This window comes from Rhodanobacter sp. A1T4 (genome assembly GCF_014207185.1).
GTDB lineage: Bacteria > Pseudomonadota > Gammaproteobacteria > Xanthomonadales > Rhodanobacteraceae > Rhodanobacter.
Map to the genome: position 1 here is coordinate 119,928 of NZ_JACHCP010000004.1, position 25,698 is coordinate 145,625.

23 protein-coding genes and 1 tRNA gene are annotated in these 25,698 nt (G+C 59.9%); 13 read left to right on the forward strand and 11 right to left on the reverse strand.

The genetic code is table 11. The annotated features are described in order from the left end of the window. Positions 1-18 precede the first annotated feature (18 nt). Both HDE80_RS09200 and HDE80_RS09205 read left to right on the forward strand, forming a co-directional pair. On the forward strand, positions 19-222 hold the full coding sequence (locus HDE80_RS09200; protein WP_184670173.1) for a hypothetical protein: 204 nt from the start codon (positions 19-21) through the stop codon (positions 220-222). Positions 223-478: 256 nt separating this feature from the next. Beyond that, the gene (locus HDE80_RS09205; RefSeq protein WP_184670175.1) at positions 479-1,174 is read left to right on the forward strand and encodes a hypothetical protein; all 696 of its coding nucleotides are present in this window, start codon (positions 479-481) and stop codon (positions 1,172-1,174) included. 56 nt (positions 1,175-1,230) lie between these two features. Here HDE80_RS09205 and HDE80_RS09210 read toward each other — a convergent pair whose 3' ends face one another. Together HDE80_RS09210 and HDE80_RS09215 are read right to left on the reverse strand one after the other, a co-directional pair. After that, entirely contained in the window at positions 1,231-3,390 is a 2,160-nt protein-coding gene (locus HDE80_RS09210) for a TonB-dependent siderophore receptor (RefSeq protein ID WP_184670177.1), read from the reverse strand. A gap of 712 nt (positions 3,391-4,102) precedes the next feature. Beyond that, on the reverse strand, positions 4,103-5,533 hold the full coding sequence (locus HDE80_RS09215) for a sulfotransferase (RefSeq protein ID WP_184670179.1): 1,431 nt from the start codon (positions 5,531-5,533) through the stop codon (positions 4,103-4,105). A 172-nt stretch (positions 5,534-5,705) separates the two neighbouring features. Between HDE80_RS09215 and HDE80_RS09220 the strand changes: the two genes are divergently transcribed. From HDE80_RS09220 to HDE80_RS09240, 5 genes are all read left to right on the forward strand, one after another. After that, on the forward strand, positions 5,706-6,302 hold the full coding sequence (locus HDE80_RS09220; RefSeq protein ID WP_184670181.1) for an aminodeoxychorismate/anthranilate synthase component II: 597 nt from the start codon (positions 5,706-5,708) through the stop codon (positions 6,300-6,302). 2 nt (positions 6,303-6,304) lie between these two features. Next, entirely contained in the window at positions 6,305-7,360 is a 1,056-nt protein-coding gene (gene trpD, locus HDE80_RS09225; protein WP_184670747.1) for an anthranilate phosphoribosyltransferase, read from the forward strand. A 120-nt stretch (positions 7,361-7,480) separates the two neighbouring features. Then, positions 7,481-8,275, forward strand: a complete 795-nt coding sequence (gene trpC, locus HDE80_RS09230; protein ID WP_184600492.1) for an indole-3-glycerol phosphate synthase TrpC — start codon at positions 7,481-7,483, stop codon at positions 8,273-8,275. Positions 8,276-8,358: 83 nt separating this feature from the next. Further along, positions 8,359-9,051, forward strand: coding sequence for a haloacid dehalogenase-like hydrolase (locus tag HDE80_RS09235; protein ID WP_255483662.1), 693 nt, complete (start codon positions 8,359-8,361; stop codon positions 9,049-9,051). Between the two features lie 44 nt (positions 9,052-9,095). Beyond that, the gene (locus tag HDE80_RS09240; protein ID WP_345776432.1) at positions 9,096-9,596 is read left to right on the forward strand and encodes a GNAT family N-acetyltransferase; all 501 of its coding nucleotides are present in this window, start codon (positions 9,096-9,098) and stop codon (positions 9,594-9,596) included. Here HDE80_RS09240 and crp read toward each other — a convergent pair. Next, positions 9,593-10,294: a cAMP-activated global transcriptional regulator CRP gene (crp, locus tag HDE80_RS09245; protein ID WP_184601084.1), complete on the reverse strand. Its 702-nt coding sequence runs from the start codon at positions 10,292-10,294 to the stop codon at positions 9,593-9,595. The genes HDE80_RS09240 and crp overlap by 4 nt on opposite strands. Before the next feature lie 291 nt (positions 10,295-10,585). Between crp and speD the strand changes: the two genes are divergently transcribed. Next, a complete protein-coding gene (gene speD, locus HDE80_RS09250; RefSeq protein ID WP_184600494.1) occupies positions 10,586-11,371 on the forward strand; it encodes an adenosylmethionine decarboxylase in 786 nt (261 codons plus the stop codon). 57 nt (positions 11,372-11,428) lie between these two features. On the opposite strand, the gene coq7 is transcribed toward speD, so the two are convergent. Continuing rightward, entirely contained in the window at positions 11,429-12,070 is a 642-nt protein-coding gene (gene coq7 / locus HDE80_RS09255; protein WP_184670185.1) for a 2-polyprenyl-3-methyl-6-methoxy-1,4-benzoquinone monooxygenase, read from the reverse strand. A 272-nt stretch (positions 12,071-12,342) separates the two neighbouring features. On the opposite strand from coq7, the gene rplM reads away from it, so the two are divergent. From rplM to HDE80_RS09280, 5 genes are all read left to right on the forward strand, one after another. Next, on the forward strand, positions 12,343-12,771 hold the full coding sequence (rplM, locus tag HDE80_RS09260) for a 50S ribosomal protein L13 (protein WP_184600496.1): 429 nt from the start codon (positions 12,343-12,345) through the stop codon (positions 12,769-12,771). 9 nt (positions 12,772-12,780) lie between these two features. Further along, positions 12,781-13,173 carry a 30S ribosomal protein S9 gene (gene rpsI, locus HDE80_RS09265; RefSeq protein ID WP_184600497.1) on the forward strand — a complete coding sequence of 131 codons (393 nt, stop codon included), beginning with the start codon at positions 12,781-12,783 and terminating at the stop codon, positions 13,171-13,173. A 66-nt stretch (positions 13,174-13,239) separates the two neighbouring features. Continuing rightward, positions 13,240-13,313, forward strand: a tRNA-Gln gene (locus HDE80_RS09270). A 606-nt stretch (positions 13,314-13,919) separates the two neighbouring features. Then, a complete protein-coding gene (locus HDE80_RS09275) occupies positions 13,920-14,480 on the forward strand; it encodes a hypothetical protein (protein WP_184670187.1) in 561 nt (186 codons plus the stop codon). Positions 14,481-14,490: 10 nt separating this feature from the next. Next, positions 14,491-15,528, forward strand: a complete 1,038-nt coding sequence (locus HDE80_RS09280; RefSeq protein ID WP_184670190.1) for an XVIPCD domain-containing protein — start codon at positions 14,491-14,493, stop codon at positions 15,526-15,528. 591 nt (positions 15,529-16,119) lie between these two features. Here the strand turns inward: HDE80_RS09280 and HDE80_RS09285 are convergent. The 7 genes from HDE80_RS09285 to HDE80_RS09315 all read right to left on the reverse strand — a co-directional run bounded on the left by HDE80_RS09285 (position 16,120) and on the right by HDE80_RS09315 (position 25,587). Next, positions 16,120-16,893 carry a hypothetical protein gene (locus HDE80_RS09285; RefSeq protein ID WP_184670192.1) on the reverse strand — a complete coding sequence of 258 codons (774 nt, stop codon included), beginning with the start codon at positions 16,891-16,893 and terminating at the stop codon, positions 16,120-16,122. Positions 16,894-16,964: 71 nt separating this feature from the next. Continuing rightward, on the reverse strand, positions 16,965-17,756 hold the full coding sequence (locus HDE80_RS09290) for a hypothetical protein (RefSeq protein WP_184670194.1): 792 nt from the start codon (positions 17,754-17,756) through the stop codon (positions 16,965-16,967). 383 nt (positions 17,757-18,139) lie between these two features. Next, positions 18,140-19,249, reverse strand: a complete 1,110-nt coding sequence (locus HDE80_RS09295; RefSeq protein WP_184670196.1) for an acyl-CoA dehydrogenase family protein — start codon at positions 19,247-19,249, stop codon at positions 18,140-18,142. A gap of 5 nt (positions 19,250-19,254) precedes the next feature. Next, entirely contained in the window at positions 19,255-20,430 is a 1,176-nt protein-coding gene (locus HDE80_RS09300) for an acyl-CoA dehydrogenase family protein (protein WP_184670198.1), read from the reverse strand. A 62-nt stretch (positions 20,431-20,492) separates the two neighbouring features. Further along, on the reverse strand, positions 20,493-22,310 hold the full coding sequence (locus HDE80_RS09305; RefSeq protein ID WP_184670199.1) for an acyl-CoA dehydrogenase: 1,818 nt from the start codon (positions 22,308-22,310) through the stop codon (positions 20,493-20,495). After that, positions 22,307-23,491 carry an acetyl-CoA C-acyltransferase gene (locus HDE80_RS09310; RefSeq protein ID WP_184670201.1) on the reverse strand — a complete coding sequence of 395 codons (1,185 nt, stop codon included), beginning with the start codon at positions 23,489-23,491 and terminating at the stop codon, positions 22,307-22,309. Before HDE80_RS09310 ends, HDE80_RS09305 begins: the two co-directional genes overlap by 4 nt. Then, entirely contained in the window at positions 23,488-25,587 is a 2,100-nt protein-coding gene (locus HDE80_RS09315; RefSeq protein ID WP_184670203.1) for a 3-hydroxyacyl-CoA dehydrogenase NAD-binding domain-containing protein, read from the reverse strand. Before HDE80_RS09315 ends, HDE80_RS09310 begins: the two co-directional genes overlap by 4 nt. Positions 25,588-25,698 lie beyond the last annotated feature (111 nt).

A 25,698-nucleotide genomic window follows, 5' to 3' on the forward strand; every position in this document is an offset into this window, starting at 1 on the left:
ATTCGCTCCGCCAGCCGTTTGCGCAACGCCAAGCCCGCTCGCGAATTGCATTGCCAGATCCTCGCTCAGGCGCTCCAGCGTTTTCCACTGCAGCGTGCGGATGATGCGCCCAGCGTGCTCGATCGCACTGCGCTGATGGTGTTATTCCACCAAGCCTATCAGCCCACTGTCAGGCAAATTATCCTGGATCAAATAAGGATTACCTCCGTGCTGGTGCATTGAGGATTCTTCGGGATCAACGATTTCTTCTCTGCCGAGATGTCATTGACCCTCGAATTTCATAGCCGATTCCTGTAAAAATGTTGGCGCGCGATGACTGGGGGGTACTCGCGCCGAAGCATTCTGCCGTCACAGTACGGCAGCCTCTGCGGATGCCAGAGGTCACGGTGCGGGGTTTCCACTTCCGGTGTGTTCTTGTGTCGACGCTCAGATGAGCGCCGGGCATTTCTGTGGAAGAAATTAAAATCAGGAGGAACTTATGCACCAGTTGAGCAAGAAAGCTGCCGTACTCGGATTGACCTGTGGTCTTTCAGCCTGCGCTTCGATCGTGGGAGGCACACATCAACATCTCAGCGTGGAAACACGTTCGACTAATCAGGATATCGTTGGGGCCGATTGCACGGTCACCAACGAGCGCGGCGAGCAGCACGTGACGACGCCCGGAATCGTGACGGTCCATCGCGGCAGCGGACCGCTTGATGTCCGCTGCGTCAAGGACGGCGCGCCTATCGGCGGCCAGTCGTTTGCTTCCACTGTGCGGCCTATGGAGTGGGGCAATATTTTGTTTGGTGGCCTGATCGGACTGGTTGTGGATTTCAGCGATGATGCCGCGCACCACTACCCAGATGTGCTCAAAGTCATGACGACCTATTCGGGGCAGCAGACTTCAAATACTTATTACGTGCCATCTGCCGCGGCTCCCGGTGCAGTATCTGCACCGGTCTTGATGGGTCCGTCCCAGTCTGACGGTCTGGCCAGTCTGGACAATCGCATCAGTCCAGCCACGTTCAATGCCGCTCAGAACGTGGCGGCGAGACAGCAGTGCGATCGCGCCATTCATGTGGTGATGGCGGATGGTCAGCGTGCCTTGTTTGAGTCGACCTGTCCGGCCAGTACGACCTTGCAGATTGAGTGCAAAGCCGCAGAGTGCGTTCCGGTACATACCGCTACCTGAGGGAATAAAAGCTTGGCGAGTCATGCTCGCCGAGCTTTCTGCAAGTCTTTCGCAGATTACAACGTCAGCGTCACGCTGGCGCGCACCGTTCGCGGCGTGCCCTGATTGAGGATGAAGCCCCAGCTAGTGAGCCAGTATTTTTCATTGGCGAGATTGTCGATGCCGAGGCGATAAGTGATCGCGTGGCTGCCGAGCGATGTGCTGTAGCGCGCGCCGAGGTCGAAGGTGTGATACGCCCCGATGAAGTTGCTGTTGTCGGCTTCGACGGCTTCATTGCCCACGTAGCGGCCGCCGGCGTTCAGCACCAGTCCGGCGATCTGCGGTACGGCATATTCGGCGTAGAGGTTGCCCTGCACGCGTGGTGCGCCGTAGGCGCGCTTGCCGTCCACATCCGCAGCGGCGCGTACATTGCTGGCGTCGAGGTACATCACGCCGCCAATCAGGGTCCAGTCTTTGGCCAGCGACATCTGTGCGGAAAGGTCGATGCCCTGGTAGCGTGTCTGTCCGTTCTGCACGAACACATTGTTGGAGTTCAGGTACTGCAGGCCGCGGTCGACGCGGAACAGCGCGAGGTTGGCGCTCCACGTCTCGAACTCGGTCTTGGCACCCAGCTCGAACTGCTTGCTGATGGTGGGTGCGAAGGTCTGATACGCATTCACGGCGGTCTGCGGCGCGCTGCCGCCCTGTTCCAGCGACTGCACATAGCTCGCGTACAAGGTAAGCGGTGCGATGGGTTTGTAGATCAGCGCGGCCGTCGGTGTCAGTGGACTCTTTTCGTAGCGCGCGGCGATGACCGGGCTGCCGGCATTGAACGTCTTGTCGTCATAGTCCATGGTGCGCAGGCCGAGCAGGGCCGACCATTGCGGAGAGAACGTGATCGTTTCGCTGGCGAACAGCGAGCGCTGCGTGGTGCTCTCCGCCAGGTAGGTGCTGCGGTTGATCGCGACATCTGGATTGACGAACAGCGGCACGTCGAAGATGTTGCCCTGGCCTAACACCTGCGACTGGAACTCGAGCGGGTAATGCTCGTCCAGGCGCTGCCAGGAGGCGCCGAACACCACGTCATGCCCGATCGAGCCCGTCTCGAATTTGCCGCTGAACATGCCCTGCCATTGCTGGTAGTTGTAGACCGAGTGGCCCAGGTAGTTGAGGTCGGTGTAGCCGCCCTGGTTGTCGGTGAGGATGATCGCGCTGTCCCGGTTGTCGCGGGTCTGCCTGGCATAGCTGTAGTCGACGCTGAAATTCCAGCTGGGCGAGATGTCCCACTTGACGCCGGTATTGGCCACGCGGAACGAGGTCTGGTAGCCGGTGAAGGGCTGGCTCACGCGCTGATCGCCGTCGAGCGGTGCGGGCACGTGCACACCCGTCGCCATGCCGTAGTCCTGGCCGAGGATGATGCCGTAGTAGGCACCCTGCACTTTGCGATCCTGATAGATGCTGTTGAAGTGCCAGTGCAGGTTCGGTGCGATGTCCTTGGTCAGCGCCAGCGACGCGGCATTGCGCTTGATATGGCCGCCGTCGACCAAGGTGTCGCCATCCTCGTGTGCCAGATTGATGCGGTAACCCCAGCTGCCCTGGCCGCCGAACGTGCCGCCGAGATCGACGGCTTCCTTGAACACGCCATCGGACACATAGCCGAGCGTGAAGCTGGTGTAGGGCTGCAGTGTCGGCTGCTTGGAGACGAAGTTGAGGATGCCGCCCGGTTGGCCGAAGCCATACATGAAACCGCCTGGACCTTTCAGCAGCTCGATCTGGCTGAACGGTTCGAGCGGCATGTCGCTGCCCCAGTTTGGAATCGACAAGCCGTCCATCTTGTAGCCATTGAGCAGATCCACCGGCAGTCCGCGCACGGCGATACCGGAGGACTCACCGACGTAACCGGATTCCAGTGGCGTGACGCCTGGATCGGCCTTGAAGACATCGTTGATATCCAGAGCCTGTCGGTTCTGGATCAGATCGGCGGTCACCGCGTCGATGCTGAAAGGCGTGTCGAGCACGCTGCGGGTGCCGAGCGCGCCCGCGGAGGCATCGCCGGCGTGATAGGTATCGCTCTTGCGATTGGCGATCACGGTGACTTGGCCGAGATCCTTGGCCTGCTGTGGATCGGCATCATCGGCGTGGGCGGTGTTGATCGTCGGTGCGGCGAGAATCATCACAGCGATAAGTCGGCGCGAGCCGACGTTTGAATTGACGCCATGGAAAAGGGCGACAGGCATGAGTAGCTCCTTGGATGGGATGCTTGCCCTGCTGGCGTCGGCTTGCGGGACTTTCGTGGGTGAATATGGGAATGAGTAAGGGCGAAGGTTTCGGCTAACGCGGCGAGGTTTGCTCCTCGACAGGCAACGCCCAGACGCTTCGCCATGCCGCGCGCGTCAGCGCGACCTAGGTCAGCATCGGCGTAGTCAGCACGGCGGCGATACCCGCGCCAGTTCCCTCTGCCATCAGCCAGGGCGTCGTGCCGGCCACGATCATCAAGCCCCCGCGATGTGTGTAAGTCACTGCGCGTCGCCTGCTCTGCAGCACGAGCCACGCTCCGGCAAGCGTCGACAGAAAGGCGCAAAGGGTGATCATTGACGTGCTTTGGATGTGAGCGACCGGGCAACGTGATGCAACGTGGGACGGGAACTCATGGCATCGATTCGTAAGTTAATACGATGCATTCTCATTTGAGGGACTACCGATGTCAATCGACGTGACCTCTGCAGTCGTTGCGCCTGGCCGAGCCAGCGGATGACGGCAGCGGCCGTCATCCCGCACAATGGCCATCTATCTATATGCACGAGTATCGGTTGTTCAAACAACCGGATCGCTCTGGAATGGTCTGAAGGGACTTCCCGAAGCACCTGCAGATTTATCGAAGAAATTCGCGCCACATGCTGCTGATGATCGACAACTTACGACAGCTTCGCCTTCAACAAAGATAACGGCTCAAAACCGCTCGAGTTCGGGAACATGCGGAAGATAGTTTTTCCAGCGCCCCACTGATGAACGGTATATCGGTTGACGGGCTTGCCACATGCTGGCCGAAGTGATCGCCGCGGGCGAAGAGGGCGTTGAGTCCGGTGTGACGACCTGCGGAAGCCCGATGAAGGCCTTTAATTTCTCCAGCGTCGATCCGGCATCGGCGATCATGGCTTCGTAGTCCAGACTATGTATCGGCAGGCGTATGCATTGCTGCCAGTGCTGCATCAGCTTGTCATGGCCGTCGAAGAAATCGGCAACGTCGTCCAAATCGCTGGCGAACGCATAATGCGCATGCGCGAAACTCTGTGACCAGATGGATAGCGCCGTATCGCGATGGTCGCGCCGGCAATGGATTATCCGCGCTTGCGGGAACAAGGCCGCAATGAGGTCGAGGTAGCGAAAGTTGTTGGGGTTTTTGTCGATGTACCAGCGTACACGGGTATCATCCTGGATGACGTGCGTGCGATACAACGCGGCCGCTTCGCGCAACGCGCCGGCATCGTGATAATGATTTCCCGCCTGCAAACGGTCCGCGATGAAGCCGAGTAGTGACAGTTCGCCGCGATCGCGGACATCCGGGTGCTTGGCGAGTTGTGTTGCCACCAATGTCGTGCCGCTGCGGGGCAACCCGACGATGAATACGGGCACGAAATCTGACGCTACCTGCAATTCCGTATCGAACAAGCGGGACTTCATTCGGGCATCCAGCCATTGTGCCCAGGATTGGCGCGACCACGGTTCCGCCTGTTTCGACAACCGGTTTGCCTCACGCAATGTCTCTGCGGCATTGGCGTAATCGCCAATATCGTCGTAGGCCTTGGCCAGGCCGAAGCCGGTCGTTGCACGTGCACGAAAAGAGTAGGCGGCATCGTGGAAATGAGCAACGAAGCGCTCGAAATCGGGGTGCGTGCGGGTTTCATAGCGCTGGTTCATGGCGAGTGCGCTAATCACGAACCAGGCGTTGAGGTCGATACCGGCTTCCAGCGCTGCGAGATAATGCGTGCGCGCCGCATGGAATTCGCCAACCTCTCTGGCGATGTTTCCCGCCAGGGCGTGCAGTTCAGGGCTTGCGTTCCCAAGCGCGAAGGCCTCGTCGCATAAAGCTGCGGCTAATGGCTGGCGCTGGCACTGCTGAATGAATTGGGCGCATCGAAACGTGGTAGTTGCTGCCATGCCCGAATGGCGGCAGAGGCTTGCCATGACGTTGCTCGCGGCATTCAGCAGGCCCTGACTTTGCAGCAGTTTGGCAAGCAGGGTCGCTGCATCAGGATGCGCAGGGTGATGGGCAAGGATGTCATCCAGCAGCGCTCGCGCAGGCGCGACCTGTCCCTGCTGCCAGAGTGCTTGTGCGGTTTGGAAGCGGGCTGCTTCGTCATGGCGGAGAGTCGTTGACATCACGCAAGGTATATCAGGTGGGGTTCGATGGGCGCACAACAGGATATATCAACAGCGGCGCGCACCCATTGGAATACGCCGTGCGGTTTCCCGCCGCGGCAAATACACCTGCGCCCCTTACGTTATGCTTTATGCGTTGCCCCCACCCCGTAGCCCATTGGTTGCAAATGCAATGCTTTTGATGATCGACAATTACGACAGCTTCACCTTCAACCTTGTGCAGTACCTGGGCGAGCTCGGGCAGCAGGTGAAGGTGGTGCGCAATGATGCGCTGGATGTTGCCGGTATCCGTGCGCTGAAGCCCTCACACATCATGATTTCGCCGGGGCCGGGTACACCGGATGACGCAGGTGTGTCGCTGGATGTGCTGCGTGAGCTGTCGGCAGAGATTCCGGTGTTTGGTGTGTGTCTTGGTCATCAGGCGATTGGCCAGGCATTTGGCGGCAAGGTGATTCGCGCCAAGCAGATCATGCACGGCAAGACCTCGCCGGTACGCCATCGCGGGCAGGGCGTGTTCGCCGGATTGCCTGATCCATTCGAAGCGACCCGTTATCACTCGCTGGTGGTCGAGCAGCACTCGCTACCGGATTGCCTCGAAGTGACTGCGTGGACCGAGAACCCAGACGGCTCGATCGACGAGATCATGGGGGTGCGTCACAAGACGCTGGCGGTGGAAGGCGTGCAGTTTCATCCCGAGTCGATCCTGACCCAGCACGGTCACGACCTATTGAGGAATTTCCTCGGTCAGCCGTTGAGGCTGGCCGCGTGAGTTTGCATCAGCGTGAGATCACGATCACCCCGCAGGAAGCCTTGCAGCGCACGATCGAGCACCGCGAGATTTTCCACGACGAGATGATTTCGCTGATGCGCCAGATCATGAGCGGACAGGTGAGCCCGCTGATGACGGCCGCGATCATGACCGGCCTGCGCGTCAAGAAAGAAACCATCGGCGAGATCACCGGCGCGGCGCGCGTCATGCGCGAACTGTCGGCGAAAGTGCCGATCGAAGGCGATGATAGCCATCTGCTGGATATCGTCGGCACTGGCGGCGACGGCGCGTCGAGTTTCAATATTTCCACCACGTCGATGTTTGTGGCCGCGGCTGCTGGCGCACGCGTGGCCAAACACGGCGGGCGTAGCGTATCGTCGAAATCCGGCAGTGCCGATGTACTGGAGGCGCTGGGTGCATCGATCGACCTCATGCCGGCGCAGGTCGCGCAGTGCATGGCCGAGACAAACATCGGCTTCATGTTCGCACCGAACCATCATCCGGCCATGAAGGTGGTGGCGCCGGCGCGGCACGAGATGGGCGTGCGCACGCTGTTCAATATTCTCGGCCCGCTGACCAATCCGGCCGATGCGCCGAATATCTTGATGGGTGTGTTCCATCCCGACCTCGTCGGCATCCAGATACGTGTGTTGCAGGCGCTGGGTGCACGGCAGGCGCTGGTGGTCTGGGGACGTGACGGCATGGATGAGATTTCGCTCGGCGCTACCACCCTGGTCGGCGAGCTGCGCGATGGCGTGGTGCGCGAATACGAAATCGAGCCAGAGGATTTCGGTTTCGCCATGGCCTCCAGCCGCAACCTGCGTGTGGAGGGCGTGGACGAGTCGAAGGCGATGCTGCTCGAAGCGCTGCAGGGTCGCCGTGGCGTGCCGCACGACATTGTCTGTCTCAACAGTGGCGCAGCGCTTTATGCGGCCGGCGTGGTCGATTCGATCGACGATGGCATCGATCTGGCGCGTTCGACGATTGCCAGCGGTGCAGCGTATGAAAAAATGCGCGTGTTCGTGGCGGCGACGCGAAAGCTTGCCGTGTCCGCATAAATCAGATCAACCGGCTTCAACCGCATTTTGCGCGTGCTTGCGTGACGCGAAGCGGCGATACTGGCACCCGTGCGCAGCACGTCGCGCGTTCCCACCCGCTGTATCAACAAGAGAAATGCCATGACCGACATTCTCAATCGTATTCTTGCGCGCAAAGCCGAAGAGGTTGCCGAGCGCAAAGCGAAAACACCGATGGCCGAGCTGATCGCGCGCATCAAGGATTTGCATGATACCCGCGGCTTTGCCGCGGCGATCGAGTCGAAGATCGCCGCTGGTCTGCCGGCTGTCATCGCCGAGGTAAAAAAGGCCAGCCCAAGCAAGGGCGTGATCCGGGCCGATTTTGATCCGGCCGCGATCGCCCGCAGCTACGAGGAAGCTGGCGCTGCCTGTCTTTCCGTGCTGACCGATAGCGATTTTTTCCAGGGCAGTGAGGCGTTTTTGCAACAGGCGTTGGGCGCGTGCTCATTGCCGGTGTTGCGCAAGGATTTCATCATCGATCCGTACCAGGTGTACGAGGCGCGCGCGATTGGCGCGGATTGCGTGCTGTTGATCGTTTCGGCGCTGGATGACGATGTGCTGCTGCAACTGTCGCTGCTCGCTGCAGAACTCGATCTGGACGTGCTGTGTGAAGTACACGACGAAGAGGAGCTGGAACGGGCGATGGCCGTGCCGGTACCTCTGATCGGCGTCAACAATCGCAACCTGCGCAGCTTCGAGACCTCGCTGGAGACCTCGCTGGCGCTGCAGGATCTGATCGAGTACGACCGCGTACTGGTGGCCGAGTCGGGCATCCACACGCCCGAGGATGTGGCGCGTCTGCGCGAAGGCGGTATCCAGGCATTTCTGGTCGGCGAGGCCTTCATGCGTGCCGAAGATCCCGGCAGTGAACTGCGACGATTGTTCGGTACGCCGTGACTGCGCCGTTGCCGCAAGCGGAAAAGCCCGATACGGCCTGGATCGGTTCTGAGGCGATTGGCACTGACGTACCCGAGTCAGCCATGATCGAGTCGCCCGTGATGGACGCTGCCGCGATCGACGCCAGGATCTCGTGCGTGGTGTTGTTCGACTTCGACGGCGTGTTGATTCATGGCGATGCGTTCGGCCTTTTCATGCGCGATCGCTACAAGCATTCGCTCATGCGCAAGTTGCTGGTACTGCCGACATTGCCTTGGCTGCTTTTCGGACTGATGGTGTCGTGGCGGTGGCCAGTGCGCACGCTGGTACATATCAGCCTGCTTGGCATCAGCGAGCAGCGATACGCAGCCGCCGCGAAGAGTTTTGCCGCACAGTTGGTGCGCCGACCGCGTCTGTTCAGTCGCGATGGCTTGCTGGCGCTGCGCCGTCATCAGGCTGCTGGCGACCGGGTGATTGTGGTCACCGGATGCGAGCACACGCTGGTGACCGGCATTTTGGAAGAGCTGGGTTTGACCCAACTCGAAGTGCTCGCCTCGCAGCTGCGACCGAGTTGGCTGGGTATGCGCGTGAAGCTGCACAACGTCGGCAAGCGCAAGCCGCAGATTTTGGCTTCGCATGGCCTCCAGGCCTGGCGGCGGGCTTACACCGATTCGTCGCAGGACATCCCCATGCTCAAGCCCGCTGCCGAAGCGGTGCTGGTCAATGGCACACCGAAGCTGTGCATGAAGATCGAGAAAGCGTTGGGCCGCAGCGTCACCCGCGTCGAGTGGTTTTGACGGCGGTGTCCGTGCCGACCGACCCCAACAGGCACGGCACAACGGTGTCATTGCAGATTGTGCCGTTCGAGCCGGCGCTGCGTGCGCATTTCTATCGACTCAACGCGCAATGGCTGGAGCGGCATTTTCGGATCGAGGATATTGATCGCCTGGTGCTGAGCGACCCGGAGACGCACGTGCTGCAGCCCGGCGGTGCGATCTTCTTTGCGCAACTGGGCGAACACATCATCGGTACCTGCGCGTTGCTGCACGAGTCGCCTGGCGTGTACGAGTTGACGAAGATGGGCGTGGACGAGACTTTCCGCGGGCAGGGTGCGGGCCGTCGCCTGCTCGATGCCGCGATTGCCGAATTTCACCGGCGCGACGGTCAGCTGCTGTTTCTTGAATCCAGCAGCACGCTGACCACCGCCTTGCGCATGTACGAGCAGGCCGGCTTTGTGATGCAGCCGGCCATTCGCGTCGGCTCGCATTACCAGCGCGCCGACGTCTACATGATTTACGCTCCGATGAAGCACGGGGCGCCGGTGGTCGATCCGGTCGCTTAGCGCGTGCCGCGCACCACGATGGTTTTGCCCGATACGTCGATCATGCGCTGCTCTTCCAGCTGCTTCAGCACACGACCGACCATCTCGCGCGAGCAGCCGACGATGCGGCTGACTTCCTGACGCGAAATGCGGATCTGCGTGCCGTCCGGATGCGTCATCGAATCGGGTTCCTGACACAGGTCCAGCAGTGTCCGGGAGATCCGGTTGGTGACATCCATGAAAGCCATCCGGCTGACCTGGCGCGAGGTGCGCAGCAGTCGGGTGGTCAGCTGCGCGCCGATGGCGAAAAGAATCTTCGGGCATTCCTCGCGCAGCGGGCCTTCCATCAGCTGGAACAGTCGTTCGTAGCTGATCTCGGCCATCTCGCAGGGAGTGCGCGTACGCACCATCGACTCACGCTGCGCCTGTTCAACAAACAGGCCCATCTCGCCGATGAACTGACCGCGGCTGATGTAGGCGAGGATCAGTTCGCGCCCCTGTTCGTCCTCGGTGCATACGGCCAGCGAGCCGTCGATGACGTAGTAAAGCGTATTGGCCGGGTCGCCCGGACGGATGATGGCGGTCTTGCCGGGATAGCGGCGGCGATGGCAAAGCGCAAGAAATCGCTCCATCGAGGCGGGATCAGGCGCGAAATTGAGCGGCGCCTGAGAACGTTCAAAAGCTTGTTGGAGCTGGTATTTGAGTTGCGCCACTATCATCCCCGCAGAAGGTTTCGTGCTGGCGGTGGTCAAGGCTGACCGCCAAATCAGTGTTGGTTGCCGTCCCCTGTTCACCTGCATTATGGCAAACCTCGGTGCCTTGCCGCAGGTTCAGTTTTTCGGCGTTTTACCTCATACTCCGCGGTCTTTCGGCAAGGGCAACTTTCAGGTTGTCGCACGCCGGTCACAAGGATCGCGGAAGGTTGCTGCCTGCGCGCCACACCATTCAGCGGGGACCCTTGTCGCTAACCCGCCTCTACTGCTGGCCTCATACCGCCATGGAGAGTCGTCTTGGTTAAACCACTACCCCGTCTTCGCCTGCAAGGTTTCAACAACCTGACCAAGGCGTTGAGCTTCAATATCTACGACATCTGCTACGCGGTGTCCGAAGAGCAGCGCCGCAACTACATCGAGTACATCGATGACCAGTACGACGCCGATCGCCTGACCCAGATACTGACCGACGTGGCCGAGATCATCGGCGCCAACATCCTCAATATCGCACGCCAGGATTACGACCCGCAGGGCGCCTCGGTGACGATGCTGATCTCCGAGGAGCCGGTACTGGAGAAGCTGGGCCGCGATACCATCTCCGGTGCCGTGGTCGCGCACATGGACAAGAGCCACATCACTGTCCATACCTATCCGGAAACGCATCCGCACAACGGCATCGCCACCTTCCGAGCCGATATCGACGTGGCCACCTGTGGCGTGATCTCGCCGCTGAAGGCGTTGAACTACCTGATCGACAGCTTCGAGTCGGACATCGTGGTCTGTGACTACCGCGTGCGCGGCTTCACCCGCGACGTGAAGGGCAAGAAGCACTTCATCGACCACAAGATCAATTCGGTGCAGGACTATCTGGCCAAGCACATCCGCCAGAAGTACGAGATGTTCGACGTCAACGTGTATCAGGAAAACATGTTCCACACGAAGATGCACATCAAGGACTTTGATCTCGATACGTACCTGTTCGACTCGCATGCCGACGATCTGTCGTTCAAGGAGCGCCAGCGCATCGAGTCGTTGCTGCGACGTGAGATCGAGGAACTCTTCCACGGCCGCAACCTGATGTAACGAAAAACCCGCCGAGAGGCGGGTTTTTTTTATGGGGCTTGCCAGATCGAGTGGCCGTCAGATGCGGTAAGCGACCGCCTTCATCACCATCGAGCTGAGCGACATCAGTTTCGGCAGTGGGAACGGCAGATCGATGCCGCCGCGCTGCTTTGCCTCCTGCGCGTGACGCGCTTCGTCGGCCTGCATCTGGGCCAACACTGCGCGCGAGCGCTCGTCCGGCGAGGGAAGTTTTTCCAGATGATCCTGTAGATGTGCCTCCACCTGACGCTCGGTTTCCACCACAAAGCCCAGGCTCAGCGGATCGCCGGCCAGCGCCGCGACCGCGCCGATCGTGTAGCTGCCCGCATACCACAGTGGATTGAACAGGCTCGGACGACTGTCCAGCTCCTTCAGGCGGGAGGAGCACCAGGCCAAGTGATCGGTTTCCTCGTCAGCGGCATGCAGCAGGTGATCGCGCGTATCCGTGTTGCGAGCCAGCACTGCCTGGCCCAGATACAACGCCTGCGCGCAGACTTCACCGGTATGGTTGATCCGCATCAGGCCGGCCGCGTGACGGCGCTCGGCTTCGTCCAGCTCCGCTTCGGCAACGCCGTTGGCGGGGGAGGGACGCTGTGCCTCGGGAGAGCCAGCAATGGCCTCCAGCGCGCGCTCGCATCGGGCCAGCAACTGATCCAAGGGCGTCAACGTGCGTACATTCATAGGGCTCCTGATCCATTGGGGTGGGAGTTGGGGGGCGCAAAACGCTGATTTGACCGCGCCGGGCCTGGGTGCTGCCCGGATCGCCTGTCAGACGCTTGGGCGCCGTGCCCATGGGGGACTTTTCAAGCGGTATGCCCATCATGCTATCATTGCCAGCTCACAGCCCGCCGGACGGCAGGCTTGCACCGTAGATGACAGCTCCGCTATCATCTCGCGCCTCTGATTGACCGATGATGTGTACCGCCTTACGGCGGCAGAACAGGTATTCTGAAATGAAAACGTTTAGCGCCAATGCAGACAACGTCAAGCGCGACTGGTTCGTGGTCGATGCCACGGACAAGACGCTCGGTCGCCTGTCGACCGAAATTGCACGTCGCCTGCGCGGCAAGCACAAGCCCGAGTACACCCCGCATTGCGACACCGGCGATTATATCGTCGTGATCAATGCGCAGAAGGTGCACGTCACCGGCCGCAAGCTGGACGACAAGAAATATCACCGTTTCACCGGTTATATCGGCAACCTGAAGACCACCAGCCTCAAGGATCTGCTCGCTACCTATCCGGAGCGCGTGATCGAGACCGCCGTCAAGGGCATGCTGCCGAAGAATTCACTGGGCCGCGAGATGTATCGCAAGCTCAAGGTCTACGGCGGTGCCGAGCATCCGCATACCGCACAGCAGCCGCAGGCGCTGGAACTCTAAGGAACCATCATGACGATCCAGCAGAATTACGGCACCGGCCGCCGCAAGACCTCCGCCGCCCGCGTGTTTCTTCGCAAGGGCAATGGCCAGATTGTGGTCAACGGCAAGTCCCTCGAACAGTTCTTCGGTCGCGAGACCTCGTGCATGATCGTGCGCCAGCCGCTCGAGCTGACCGACAACACCAGCAAGTTCGACATCTTGGTGACGGTTGCCGGTGGCGGCATCACCGGCCAGGCCGGCGCGATCCGCCTCGGTATCGCTCGTGCACTGATCGAGTACGACGAAACCCTGAAGTCGCCGCTGCGCAAGGCTGGCTTTGTGACCCGTGACGCCCGCGAAGTCGAGCGCAAAAAGGTCGGTCTGCACAAGGCACGTCGCGCCACCCAGTTCTCCAAGCGCTAATTTCCTCGGAAACAGCGTTTGTCGGTTCGATGCACCAGAGTCAGAGCGCATCGATCCAGCAGTTTTTGGGAGATCGTCTAACGGTAGGACGACAGCCTCTGACGCTGTCTATCTAGGTTCGAATCCTAGTCTCCCAGCCAAAATAAAAAGCCCGCCCTTGTGGCGGGCTTTTTATTTTGGTCTGTGGAGGCAACGGAGGCGAACCACGGTTCGACAATTTTGTCAGGAACAAAATTGGACAGCCGCAGGCTGGCCCCGCGAAGCGGGGTTGGTCCCAAGGATGGGACCAACAATCCTAGTCTCCCAGCACGGTGGCAAGCGCGGTTACTCGGCATACCCCGCGCCTCGCCCTTCGGGCCATCGGCTGTGCCGATGTTCGCTACGGCATCCTGCCTCCGTAGTCGACAAAGTAGTCTGGAACGTTTTGGGCCGCCCGAAGGCTGGATCCGCGAAGCGGAGTTGGTCCCAAGTATGGGACCAGCTCTCCTATGGTTATCTGGTTTAACTCATAGCTAAGTTATTATTTTTGTTTAAAAATTTCTGCGAACAAAAAATTCAGGACTGGATTCAATCTTGAATTTCTCTGCTTCTTCAGTATTTACGAAAGCGTGCGGGTCGCTTTCCCAACAAAATTGACATTTTCTATCGGCGTGACTGATGCCCCACACCACGCATGCGATACACCGTGTGGAGCACGATTGCGTGTTGCGATAGGATGGAATTGCATCTCACAAGGAATCGTCACAGTGAAAACTGCATCAAGGATTGCTGGCCTGTTGTTCGGATGCTTCGGACTTCTCACGGGAGCCGCATGCTCACCAGCATCCACTTCACATCATGCATTGCCGGTGACGGTCTCCTTCCCGATGGACAAGGCGGGGCAGACCGCTCGAATTGATTTTTCGGTGGTTGAAGGTCAAGCCAATCTCAAGCGACGTTTCATGGTTGGCCTGGACTTTCCACAGACAGAAGATGGCAGCATCGAGCACGTCATCCAGCAAAAAGATGTGCCCGTTCGTGTCGAGGTTTTTCTTGTCGACCATGGCAAGACGACACCCATTCCAACGCAGGATGACGAAGCCATCGTGTCGGCTGCTAATGGATCGAAAGCAAAAGCAGATAGCTCGTTAGCGAAATTGAATCTTTATGCACACGATGGAAATACATCCTATGTCCTGATCGCGGGATTCTACCTATCTCAATACGGGCACTATGTTGCGGTGGTCAAAACGGTGCAGGACCTGCCCATGTTCAAACACGTCAAGACTGAGTTGAAAGTGGACGAGTTTTACAATACAGGTGAGTGAGGATTGAGCCATGGATGATGATAAATACACGGTCACTGTTTACGTCGCGGCTCCCGGTACGCCGCTGGTCAAAGAGGCGCCCGGAACGACATCCGGACCGGGGCACATGTTTTATACAACAAGCAATGGGCACGACAAGCCGCAGAGTTTTGGCTTTGCTCCAATCCAGCATGGAAGCATGGATGGGGCTGGTGCCATCTCTGATAACGACAACGTAAATTATAAAAATCCGCTCTACGCAAGAACGATGGAAATCAGCAAAAGCCAATACGATAAGTTGAACGAATTCGGGCAGCATCCCGAAAAATTCGGCTTTGATACGTACTACAAAGATGCTCGACACAACTGTGTGGACTTCACATGGGCCGGTTTAAATCATGCCGGTATCGAACGCCAGAATCATGCAGATATTTCTCTGCCCGGCATGCCGTTAGGGCCAAGCGTTCGACTTCCGTTACCGGGGCACGGTGAGGGCAAAAGTGCCTATCGGCCTGCTGAGAACGTGGACGATGTCAAAAGCATCAAAGACCCTGTTCCCGGCAGTCACCTCAACAGCTCCCACTCCAATCCGATGCCGGAACACCGAAGTGTGTTGCAGCATCTTTTAAGCGAGCAGCAATTGAACGACCCCAAGCATCCCGATTACGCGATGTATCAACAAGCACGGACGGGGGTAGGTAAGATTGATGCGGAACATGGTCGTGCTCCTACTGAGCACAGTGACAATCTTGCGGCCTCATTGGTGGTTTCCGCACGGGCCGGTGGTCTGAATAAAATTGACCAAGTCCTGGTGGGGTCGGACGGTGGACGAATCTTTGCGGTGGAAGGCAATGCCAACAGCGTCCATGGACTAGACCGGAAGATGGCTCACGTGGAAACCATGCAAGCGCTAAACACGCCCGTTGCACAAAGCAGTGCAAATTGGCCGCAGGCCTTGCAACAGGGTCAACAAGGCCACGCCCAAGCCCAAGCTCAGCAACAACAGGTAGCACAAAATCAAACTCAACAAGGGCCGACCCAGCAACAAGGGCCCGTGATGCGGACATAATTCGACAGGGCTGTTATCACGGTTGAGTTAGAGGCGAGTCTCTGATGGCGTGCTCCGCTTCCGACGTTCACGCAACCCGTCCGTGCCCCGCAAGTCTGGTTTGAGCCTACTGGGCGTCAGGCCATGGGATGGGACCAACAAGCCACCAACATCAAAGGCCCCGTTCATGCGGGGCTTTTGTTTTGTTCTGGCGTAAGGGTTTCAATGCATATGGAGCTCTTTCCGAGGCCGGCGGTTGGTCACGCCAACCGGACGGACATTCTTTTAGTGTTGCCGGTCGTCATCGCCGAGGTATATGGCGCACCGACTAACACTCCGCTGAGTGACATGAACTGGGATGCCGAGGATCTCGAGACGGGCTTGGCGAGGCATGACAGGTTCGCATGGGGTGTTCGCCAAGTCTGAAGACTAGTCTGCATCTGATCAGCCAGGCTTTGACGATCTCCCATGTCGACCTCCGCTGCTGACGGCGAGGGTTTTAACTACCTCCGTCCCCTTTGTCTGTCTTGGAGGAACTGATGGAGCAGGAGTGGGCCAAGTTCGCTGAGAGTGCCTTTGAGCACCAGCCGGCGCCCCCAGCTACTTCGACAATTACTGAAAGAGCGTGTGTAACCAGTGCGTCAGGTAGGGCAGTACCGTTTTAAAGCGCTGCCAGTAGATGACTATGAGGCCGACAATGGCTGTAACGACAATGCCGATGATGGTTTTAGCTGATTCTTGGATTAAGAGCTTCAGACTCACCCAAGAATCTTTAGGCTCCTCGCCCCTCGGCATCTTCAGTGTCGTTTGCGTCGCAAGTTGTTGAACGAGTTGCTGCACGAATGGCACCCATTTGTCGTCCCACCTCTTGATCCACTGGCGTTGAACTTCGGGATCGGCACGGCCTACTGCATTGACTGCCTGATCGAGGGTCACACTACAGTAGGCCGCACACAGCCCGAGCTTAGCGGCAGCTAAGTCCTGCCACTCCTTCAACAGTGGACGCTGAGGCTTGTCCGCAAGGAACGTAGAGTGCTGTTCGCGGATGAACTTCCCGAGTATCTCCAGCGTCTTGAGCGCTTCCTCAAGAAAGAGTCCCGGACGGTGATCCACCCCATTAATCACCAGCGCTCTCAACTCGTAATGTCGCTGTAAGGCTGGCTGCAGGCGTTCCCACTCCTCCACTACCACTTGCGTAAGAGCCTCCATGTACCGGGCGTCTTTGACTTCAGTTTGTTGTGCCTTGTTCATCCATCCATCCCCCATGGAACCCGAATAACCTACCAGATCACCACCCGCCTCCTCGACTTCATGGTCAAAGTCGAGGAGGAACGGCTTGTCGCGTACTACGACACCAACGGCACCCTGACGATCAGCGTAGGCCACACCGGCGAGCTAGACCCAACTCAGGGTCATCTGTGGGGTGACATAAGGGGTGAGAAGGTGTGAGTGGGAAATCATGAGACGGATCGACCTTCGCCGGCATCTTTGCCCCATGCCAGCAATTCCTCGATCAGCTTGGGTACGCCGCCTGTGTGTTGCGAGATCGCCTTTCCGATCTTGACGCCATGCTTCGCTAAGCGTTGCCGCGTGCTCTCGGCGCGGGCGGCCCAGGTGCGATCGAGCAACACGAAATCGCAGTACGGGAGGGCGAGGGCGTGCATGCAGTCGGCACCATCGTTATCGGGAATGCTCTGTGCAACGTCTATGACTGCCGGCCGCATTAAGTCACCCATGACAATCCGCGCTCGTTCGATGTTGCGGCCTAGTGACGCTCCGCGGGCTTGCTCGCGCCATTCATCCTGTTGACGTTGTGCATTCCACTGCGCGGCGATGCTCGCGGAAACATCCATGAATGTTGGCGCGAGTCGGTCCCGTCCGAGCCATGCGGTTTCGAACAAACCGGGGGCGTCTGGCTTGAGCAGCAGCGACGCGAAGGCTAGAGCTTGTTCCATATCGAGCGGAGGCTCACCCATAGCGAAGACAAGTGGTTTGCCTTCGTTCAACTCGACTATCCCTTCACTCAAGGCCATCCGAGCCACTTCGACCACAGCGACCTGCGGCATCACAGCCGCAAGAAAGGTATCGATACGCCGCGCATGCTTCGGATCAGATGGCTTACACGCTTCCATCGCATTCATTACGGAAAAACACAATGTGCCACCGCTGGTTCGCAGCGCGGCAATCATGGTTGCCGCCAGTTGAGGATCGTTGCCAAGTCCGTCGAGCGCCCAGTGATCGAGGTACACGCAGGGCCTAACGGCTGCTTGCCACACCCGCAAGCGATCGCCTTCGGTCCTATACGTGAGCATGGTTTACCTCATAAGCATCCGTGATGACGCCGAACGTATCATCGTTGCGCTGCGCCTATCGTATCCCTGCGTCGCTAAGCACCGATAAAGAAGGAGACCTTGAAACGTTCCCACAAATGCTCCCACATCGCAGATGTCGAGCTCTGTAAGCCTTTGATCCTTGGGATTTGGCTTCGACCCAATCGAATCCTAGTCTCCCAGCAAAAATAAAAGCCCGCCATTCGGCGGGTTTTTATTTTGTTCAGTGGAGCACAAGAGGTGGACCAACAATCCTAGCCTTTTAGTCCTCCACGCAATGCGATGCTCAGTTGGACCATCGCTTACTTGGTCGACAACCCCCGCGCATATCCCCGCAAATGCACATCCGTCGTGCCTCCTCGCAACTCAAACGCCGTCAGCCGCTTGAAGTAGTGACTGACATCCAGCTCGTCGGTCATGCCCATGCCGCCGTGGATCTGTACGGCCTGCTGGCCGACGAAGCGAGCGGCCTGGCCGATGGAAACCTTGGCGGCGGATAGCGCTGCGCGTCGAACGTCGGCATCTGCATCGGTACAGCGGGATGTGGCGAGATAGGACATCGAGCGTGCTTGTTCGGCGTACATCAGCATGTCGGCCATGCGGTGTTGCAAGGCCTGGAAGTTGCCGATCGGCACGCCGAACTGATTGCGTGCACGGCTGTAGTCGATGGTCGCGGCGAGGATGCGGTCGAGCGCACCAACCGCTTCGGCGCATAGCGCGGCCAGGCCAAAATCGATTGCAGCCTGCAGGCCGGCCGCGGCATTCCCGCCAAGCCGTGTATCGACGCTGGCGCTGACGTCCTTGAGTTCGAGGTTGGCGGCACGTTGATCATCGACGGTGCGATAGCCGTGGCGCGTGATGCCCTGCGTATCAGCGGGCAACGCGAATAGCGCCACTTCATCATTGCCTTTGATGCGTGCCGAGACCAGCAGCAAATCGGCAATGTCACCGTGATACACCGCCTGCTTGTGCCCGGTCAGCTTCCAGCCATTGCCATCCGGTGTAGCTTCGACGCCAATCCCTTTGCCCGCGTCGTTATGCGCCAGAACGGCGATGGTTTCGCCGCTGGCCAGCGCGGGTAGCCACTTCGCACGCTGATGAGCATTGGCGATCTGCACGATGGCCTGGGTGGCTACGATGGCGCTGGCATGGAACGGCTCGAGCAGCAGACCTTCGCCGACAGCATTGGAGACCAGCATCGCGCCGATCGCGCCGGCGCCGATGCCGCCATCGTCTTCGGGGATGGTCAGTGCCAGCAGGCCGAGATCGGCCAGCTGCATCCAGGTATCGCGTGACCAGCCGTCTGCGCCTTCGCGAATCTTCATGCGATGGGCGAAGGTGTAATCCTTCGCGATCAGGCGGCGGGTGGTTTCCAGCAGCATCTGCTGCTCGTCGTTGAATGAGAAGTCCATGCTGGTTATCCCCGTAGCCTGAGAATCATCTGGGCGATGATGTTGCGCTGGATCTCGTTGGATCCACCAAAGATCGAGAGCTTGCGCAGGTTGAGATAGTCGGCCATCGCACGCGGCACATCGTCGCTGTCGCTGTGGCCATCGAAGGCGAGTGCGTCGGCACCGAGCACATCGACCTGCAGCTCTGCGATGCGCTGGCGGATTTCGGTGCCGCGAATCTTCAGCATCGAGGCCTGCGGGCCGGGCGCCTTTTTCTGTTCGGCGTCGAAGATCACGCGCAAGTTGGTGATTTCCAGTGCGGTGAGGTCGATTTCCACCTGGGCGATGCGTGAGGCGATCATCGAATCCTCGAGCAGCGGCTTGCTGTCAAGCTGACGCGCGGCGGCCATTTGCTTGAGACGCTGGAGCTCGCGTTTGGACCCGCCGATGCCGGCGATATTGGTGCGCTCGTGACCGAGCAGAAACTTGGCGTAGGTCCAGCCATCGTTTTCGTCACCGATGCGGTTGGCGACAGGCACGCGCACATTGTCAAACCAGATTTCATTGACCTCATGCGTGCCGTCCAGCAGGCGGGTCGGTTGCACCTTGATGCCGGGTGACTTCATGTCGATCAGCAGGAACGAGATGCCCTGCTGCGATTTGGCACTGGAGTCGGTGCGCACCAGGCAGAAGATCCAGTCGGCGAACTGACCCAGCGTATTCCACACTTTCTGGCCGTCGACGATGTAGTCGTCGCCATCGCGTACGGCGCGGGTTTTCAGCGACGCCAGATCGGAGCCGGAGCCAGGCTCGGAATAGCCCTGGCACCACCAGTCCTCGCCGGACAGGATGCGCGGAAGAAAACGTGCGTGTTGCTCGGCGTTGCCGTAGCGCATCATCACCGGGGCGACCATCTTCAGCCCGAACGGCAGCTGGAGCGGTGCATCGGCCAGCGCGCATTCGGTCTCGAAAATATATTGCTGCGTCGTGGTCCAGTTGGTGCCGCCGAAAGCTTCCGGCCACGCCGGTGCACCCCAGCCGTGTTTATGCAGAATGGATTGCCAGCGTGGAATGTCCTGCGCGATCTGGCTGTCGTCGCCGCGGCCGATGCGCGTGCTGATTTCGCTCGGCAGGTGCGCTTTCAGAAACGCGCGCACCTCGTCGCGAAAAGCGTTTTCTTCAGCGTTGAAATCGAGGTCCATGAAAGCTCCATAAGAAGTTGAAACATTTGAAGGTAGAGCATTTGAAAGTCCGTGCGACGGCTTTAAAACCAGCTGTCGCGCATATCCAGCGTGCTGCGATCGAGCGCGGCGAGCAGGTCGAATTGTGCGGTGACCTTGGGCAGTTCCCACGCGAAGAAATACCGTGCGGCCTGCCGCTTGCCCTGATGAAAATCGCTGTCCTTGCCGTGCGCGGCAGCGGCCTGCTGCAGCCAGATCCAGGCGATCACGATGTGGCCGAACGCTTCCAGATAGACACTGGCGTTGGCGAGCGTCAGCACGGGATCGCCGGCGGACCACAGCGTGCGTGTTACCTGCTGTAGCCGCTTCAGCTGTGCGTGCAGGGCGTCCGCGTGAGACGCAAGCCCATCCAGTTCGCTGGCATGGTCGATGGTTGCGGAAACGCGTGTGCTGAACTGCATCAGCGCCGCACCGTCGTTCATCGTGACCTTGCGACCGAGCAGATCCATTGCCTGGACACCGTGGGTGCCTTCGTGGATCGGATTGAGACGGTTGTCGCGATAGAACTGTTCGACCTTGTACTCGCGCGTGTAGCCGTAGCCGCCGTGAATCTGGATGGCCAGATCGTTGCCGGCCAGACACCACTGCGAGGGCCAGCTCTTGGCAATCGGCGTGAGCAGTTCGAGCAGTTGTTCGAGCTGCACGCGTTCGCTTTCATCCGTTGCCACGCGAGCCTGATCGACCAGCAGCGCGCAATAGAGAGTCAATCCCAGCGCGCCTTCCGCATACGACTTCTGCGCGAGCAGCATGCGGCGCACGTCGGCGTGCTCGATGATCGGCTGCTGTTTGCTGCTGCGCGATCCGAGCGAGCGACCCTGCGGTCGATTGCGTGCGTAGTCGAGCGAGTGCAGATAGGCCGTGTAGCCCAGTGCGGTGGCACCCAGGCCAATACCGATGCGCGCCTCGTTCATCATGTGGAACATGCAGGCCAGGCCGCCGTGCAGCGGGCCAACCAGATAGCCGATCGCGCCCGCTTTGCCGGCCGGTTGATACGCCGTGCCTTCGCCAAAATTCAGCAGCGTGTTGACGATGCCGCGGTAGCCCATCTTGTGGTTGATGCCGGCCACGCGCACGTCGTTGCGTTCGCCGAGCGAGCCATCGTCGTTGACGAGGTACTTGGGTACCAGCAGCAGGGAAAGGCCTTTGACGCCGGGAATAACCTGGCCGTCTGCATCGGCAACGCGTGCCAGCACCAGGTGCACGATGTTGCCGCCGAGTTCGTGGTCGCCGCCGGAAATCCACATCTTGTTGCCGCTGACGCGGTACTGTCCGCCGAATGGTGATTCCCCCTCGTACTCGGCACGCGTGGTGACATCGGCCAACGAGGAGCCAGCCTGTGGTTCGGACAGGCACATGGTGCCGAACCATTCGCCGCGCAGCTGCGGTTCGGCGAACGCAGCGACCTGCGCGGCATTGCCGTGATGCAGCAGTAAACGCGCATTGGCCAGCGACAGCAGCGGATAGGCGGCGGTCGAAATATTCGCCGCACACAGGTATGACCACGCGGCTTTCTCGATCACCGTGGGCAACTGCATGCCACCGCGCTCATAGTCCTGCGTGGCTGCCGGCAGGCCGGCATCGGCAAAGGCTTTCAGTGCCGGGCCGATCTCGTCGATCACTGTGACGCGCTCGCCGTCGAACTGCGGCTCGACGCGGTCTGCCTTCTGATAATGCGGTGCAAACTTTTCGATGGCCAGACGCTCGCAGGCATCGAGCACTGCGTCGTAGGTTTCGCGCCCGTGATCGGCATAGCGCTTCGCCTCGCTCAGCGCACCAACATTGAGCCACTCGTAAAGTTGAAACTCCAGATCGCGACGCGAAATCAACAGCTCATTGCTCACGCCGGTAGTACCTCGAACAGGCCGGCCGCGCCCTGGCCACCGCCGATGCACATCGTGGCCACCACATATTTGGCGCCGCGACGACGGCCCTCGATCAGCGCGTGGCCCACCAGTCGAGCGCCACTCACACCGTAGGGATGACCGACCGCGATGGCGCCGCCGTTGACGTTGAGCTTGGCCGGGTCGATGCCGAGTTTGTCCATGCAATACAGCACCTGCACCGCAAAGGCTTCGTTGAGTTCCCACAGGTCGATATCGTCGACGGTGAGGCCGGCGCGCTTGAGCAGCTTGGGTACGGCGAAAACCGGACCGATGCCCATTTCGTCCGGCTCGCAGCCCGCCACCGCGAAGCCGCGGAAAATGCCCAGCGGTTTCATCGAATGCCTGGCGGCGTAATCGGCATCGGCAATCACCGCAGCCGATGCACCGTCGGAGAACTGGCTGGCATTGCCGGCCGAAATCACGCCGCCGGGAATCGCCGGACGAATCGTCGACACACCTTCATACGTCGTATCCGGGCGAATGCCTTCGTCCGCGAGCAGGGTGACTTCGCGGGTGAACAGTCGGCCGGTGGCACGGTCGGCGATGCCGGCCAACACGGTAATCGGCACGATTTCCTCGTTGAACAAGCCGGCGGCCTGCGAAGCAGCAGCACGCTGCTGGCTCTGCGCGCCATAGCGATCCTGCCGCTCACGCGAAATGTCGTAGCGTTTGGCCACGGTTTCGGCGGTGCGCAGCATCGGCCAGTAGATTTCCGGTTTGTGCTCGAGCAGCCAGCCTTCAGTGAACATGTGCGTGTTGGCGACGTTCTGCACACAGGAAATGCTTTCCACACCGCCGGCCACAAATACATCACCTTCGCCGGCAATAACGCGCTGCGCGGCCATGGCGATGGACTGCAGGCCGGACGAACAGAAACGGTTGATGGTGGCGCCGGGCACGCTCACCGGCAGGCCGGCACGCAGCGCGATCTGCCGCGCGATGTTGCCGCCGTCGGCTCCCTCGGGATAGGCACAGCCCATCAGCACGTCTTCGATGGCGTCAGGTTCGACACCGGCGCGCTCGACGGCGTGCGCCACCACGTGGCCACCCATGGTGGCGCCGTGCGTCATGTTGAGGGCGCCTTTCCAGCTCTTGGCCAGCGCGGTGCGCGCGGTGGAAACGATCAGTGCTTCTTTCATGCGGGCTTTGCCGAAGTGTTGAAGGACTGGCCGGCATCGGCCAGTTTCCGAAGAAGAGGTGCAGGTTTCCACGCGTCGCCCTGATAGCCTTTCGCGTAGCGATTCATGGCCGCGATGACATGGCTCAGGCCAACCGTGTCGGCATAGAACATCGGGCCACCGCGCCAGACCGGGAAGCCATAACCGGCCAGGTACACGGTATCGATGTCCGAGGCTTTGGCGGCGATGCCTTCTTCGAGAATGCGCGCGCCCTCGTTGACCAGCGAATAGATCAGTCGCTCGACGATTTCCTTGTCATCGATCTTGCGACGGGTGACGCCGATATCGGCCGAGTGCTTGACGATCATCGCGTCGACCTCGGCCGACGGATACGCGGTGCGATCGCCCGCCTTGTAGTCGTACCAGCCGCTGCCGGTTTTCTGGCCATAGCGGCCCATCTCACACAGCAGATCGGCCGTCTTCGAATAGGTCATGTCGGGCTTTTCCTGATAGCGCCGTTTGCGGATGGCCCAGCCGATGTCGTTGCCGGCGAGGTCGCCCATGCGGAACGGGCCCATGGCGAAGCCGATTTTCTCGATCGCCCTGTCGACCTGCTGCGGCAGCGCGCCCTCGTCGAGCAGGAAGCCGGCCTGGCGGCTGTACTGTTCGATCATGCGGTTGCCGATAAAGCCGTCGCATACGCCGGAGACCACGGCGGTCTTTTTGATTTTCTTGGCCAGCGCCATCACGGTGGCGAGCACGTCTTTCGCCGTGGCCTTGCCGCGCACCACTTCGAGCAACTTCATCACGTTGGCGGGGCTGAAGAAGTGTGTGCCGAGCACGTCCTGCGGACGCGAGGTGAAGTTGGCGATACGGTCGACATCGAGCGTGGAGGTATTGCTGGCGAGGATCGCGCCGGGTTTGGCGACCTTGTCGAGCTGCTCGAACACGGCTTTCTTGGCGTCGTACTCCTCGAACACCGCCTCGATGATCATGTCGGCATCGGCAAGATCGGCATAGGCGAGCGTCGGCGTCAGCAGACCCATACGCTGCTCGACCTGTTCCGCGGTCATGCGGCCTTTCTTGGCGCTGCTGTCGTAGTTCTTGCGGATGGTGGCCAAACCGCGATCGAGGAATTCCTGCTTTACTTCCAGAATCGTCACCGGGATGCCGGCATTGAGGAAATTCATCGTGATACCGCCGCCCATGGTGCCGGCGCCGATGACGCCGACCCGCTTGATCTCGCGCGGCTTCACGTCGCTGCCGACGTCGGCGATCTTGCTGGCCGCACGTTCGGCGAAAAAGGCGTGGCGCAATGCTTTCGACTCGGGCGTTTCCAGCAGGGCCATGAAGCCCGCACGTTCGACCTTCATGCCTTCGTCGAACGGCTTCAGCACGGCGGCTTCGATCGCATCGAGGCAGCGCAACGGCGCGGGGTAGGGACCTGAGGCCGCCGCGATGGCTGTGCGCGAAAAACCGAGAAAACCCTCGGCATTCGGATGATCGATTTTCCAGTCACGCACGTGCGGCAACGGCTTGCCAGCGGCAACGACCTCGTGCGCCAGCGCGATGGCATCGTCCTGCGCATCGCCCTGGCTGATGCGGTCGAACAGGCGCGTATCGGCCAATGTCTTTGCCAACACCGGCGTGCCGGACACGATCATGTTGAGTGCATTCTCCAGACCTGCGGCACGCGGCAGGCGCTGCGTGCCGCCAGCGCCCGGCAGCAGTCCAAGCTTTACCTCGGGCAGCCCGATCAGCGCATTGGCCGAGGCGACGCGATAGTTCACACCAAGCGACAGCTCCAGGCCGCCACCCAACGCCGTGCCGTTGATTGCCACGATCACCGGTTTGGTGCTGGCTTCGTACGCATTGATCACGCTGTGCAGCGATGGCTCCATCTGCACTTGTGGCGTATTGAATTCGCGGATGTCGGCCCCGCCTGAGAAGTACTGGGAGCCACCCGTGACGACAATGGCTTTCACCGCATCGTTTTCCAGGGCTTCGTTCAGCGCATCGATCAGGCCGCGACGAATAGCCTGGCCAAGGCCGTTGACTGGCGGATTGCTGAAGGTGATGACGGCAACGAAATCGTGGATGGCTGAGGTGACGGGCATGCGTGATTTCCTGATCTTTCGACAATGGGGTGAAGTCGCTAGTGCGTTCATGCGTGCCCGAGCACAGCAAAGATGCCGGCTGGCGGGCAACGAACCATGCGATGGCGATGT

Coding starts and splice junctions, on each gene's coding strand:
- HDE80_RS09205 (WP_184670175.1), top strand. CDS start 479: ATGCACCAGTTGAGCAAGAAAGCTGCCGTACTCGGATTGACCTGTGGT.
- HDE80_RS09210 (WP_184670177.1), bottom strand. CDS start 3,390: ATGCCTGTCGCCCTTTTCCATGGCGTCAATTCAAACGTCGGCTCGCGC.
- HDE80_RS09215 (WP_184670179.1), bottom strand. CDS start 5,533: ATGTCAACGACTCTCCGCCATGACGAAGCAGCCCGCTTCCAAACCGCA.
- HDE80_RS09220 (WP_184670181.1), top strand. CDS start 5,706: ATGCTTTTGATGATCGACAATTACGACAGCTTCACCTTCAACCTTGTG.
- trpC (WP_184600492.1), top strand. CDS start 7,481: ATGACCGACATTCTCAATCGTATTCTTGCGCGCAAAGCCGAAGAGGTT.
- HDE80_RS09235 (WP_255483662.1), top strand. CDS start 8,359: ATGATCGAGTCGCCCGTGATGGACGCTGCCGCGATCGACGCCAGGATC.
- crp (WP_184601084.1), bottom strand. CDS start 10,294: ATGATAGTGGCGCAACTCAAATACCAGCTCCAACAAGCTTTTGAACGT.
- coq7 (WP_184670185.1), bottom strand. CDS start 12,070: ATGAATGTACGCACGTTGACGCCCTTGGATCAGTTGCTGGCCCGATGC.
- rplM (WP_184600496.1), top strand. CDS start 12,343: ATGAAAACGTTTAGCGCCAATGCAGACAACGTCAAGCGCGACTGGTTC.
- rpsI (WP_184600497.1), top strand. CDS start 12,781: ATGACGATCCAGCAGAATTACGGCACCGGCCGCCGCAAGACCTCCGCC.
- HDE80_RS09280 (WP_184670190.1), top strand. CDS start 14,491: ATGGATGATGATAAATACACGGTCACTGTTTACGTCGCGGCTCCCGGT.
- HDE80_RS09295 (WP_184670196.1), bottom strand. CDS start 19,249: ATGGACTTCTCATTCAACGACGAGCAGCAGATGCTGCTGGAAACCACC.
- HDE80_RS09300 (WP_184670198.1), bottom strand. CDS start 20,430: ATGGACCTCGATTTCAACGCTGAAGAAAACGCTTTTCGCGACGAGGTG.
- HDE80_RS09310 (WP_184670201.1), bottom strand. CDS start 23,491: ATGAAAGAAGCACTGATCGTTTCCACCGCGCGCACCGCGCTGGCCAAG.
- HDE80_RS09315 (WP_184670203.1), bottom strand. CDS start 25,587: ATGCCCGTCACCTCAGCCATCCACGATTTCGTTGCCGTCATCACCTTC.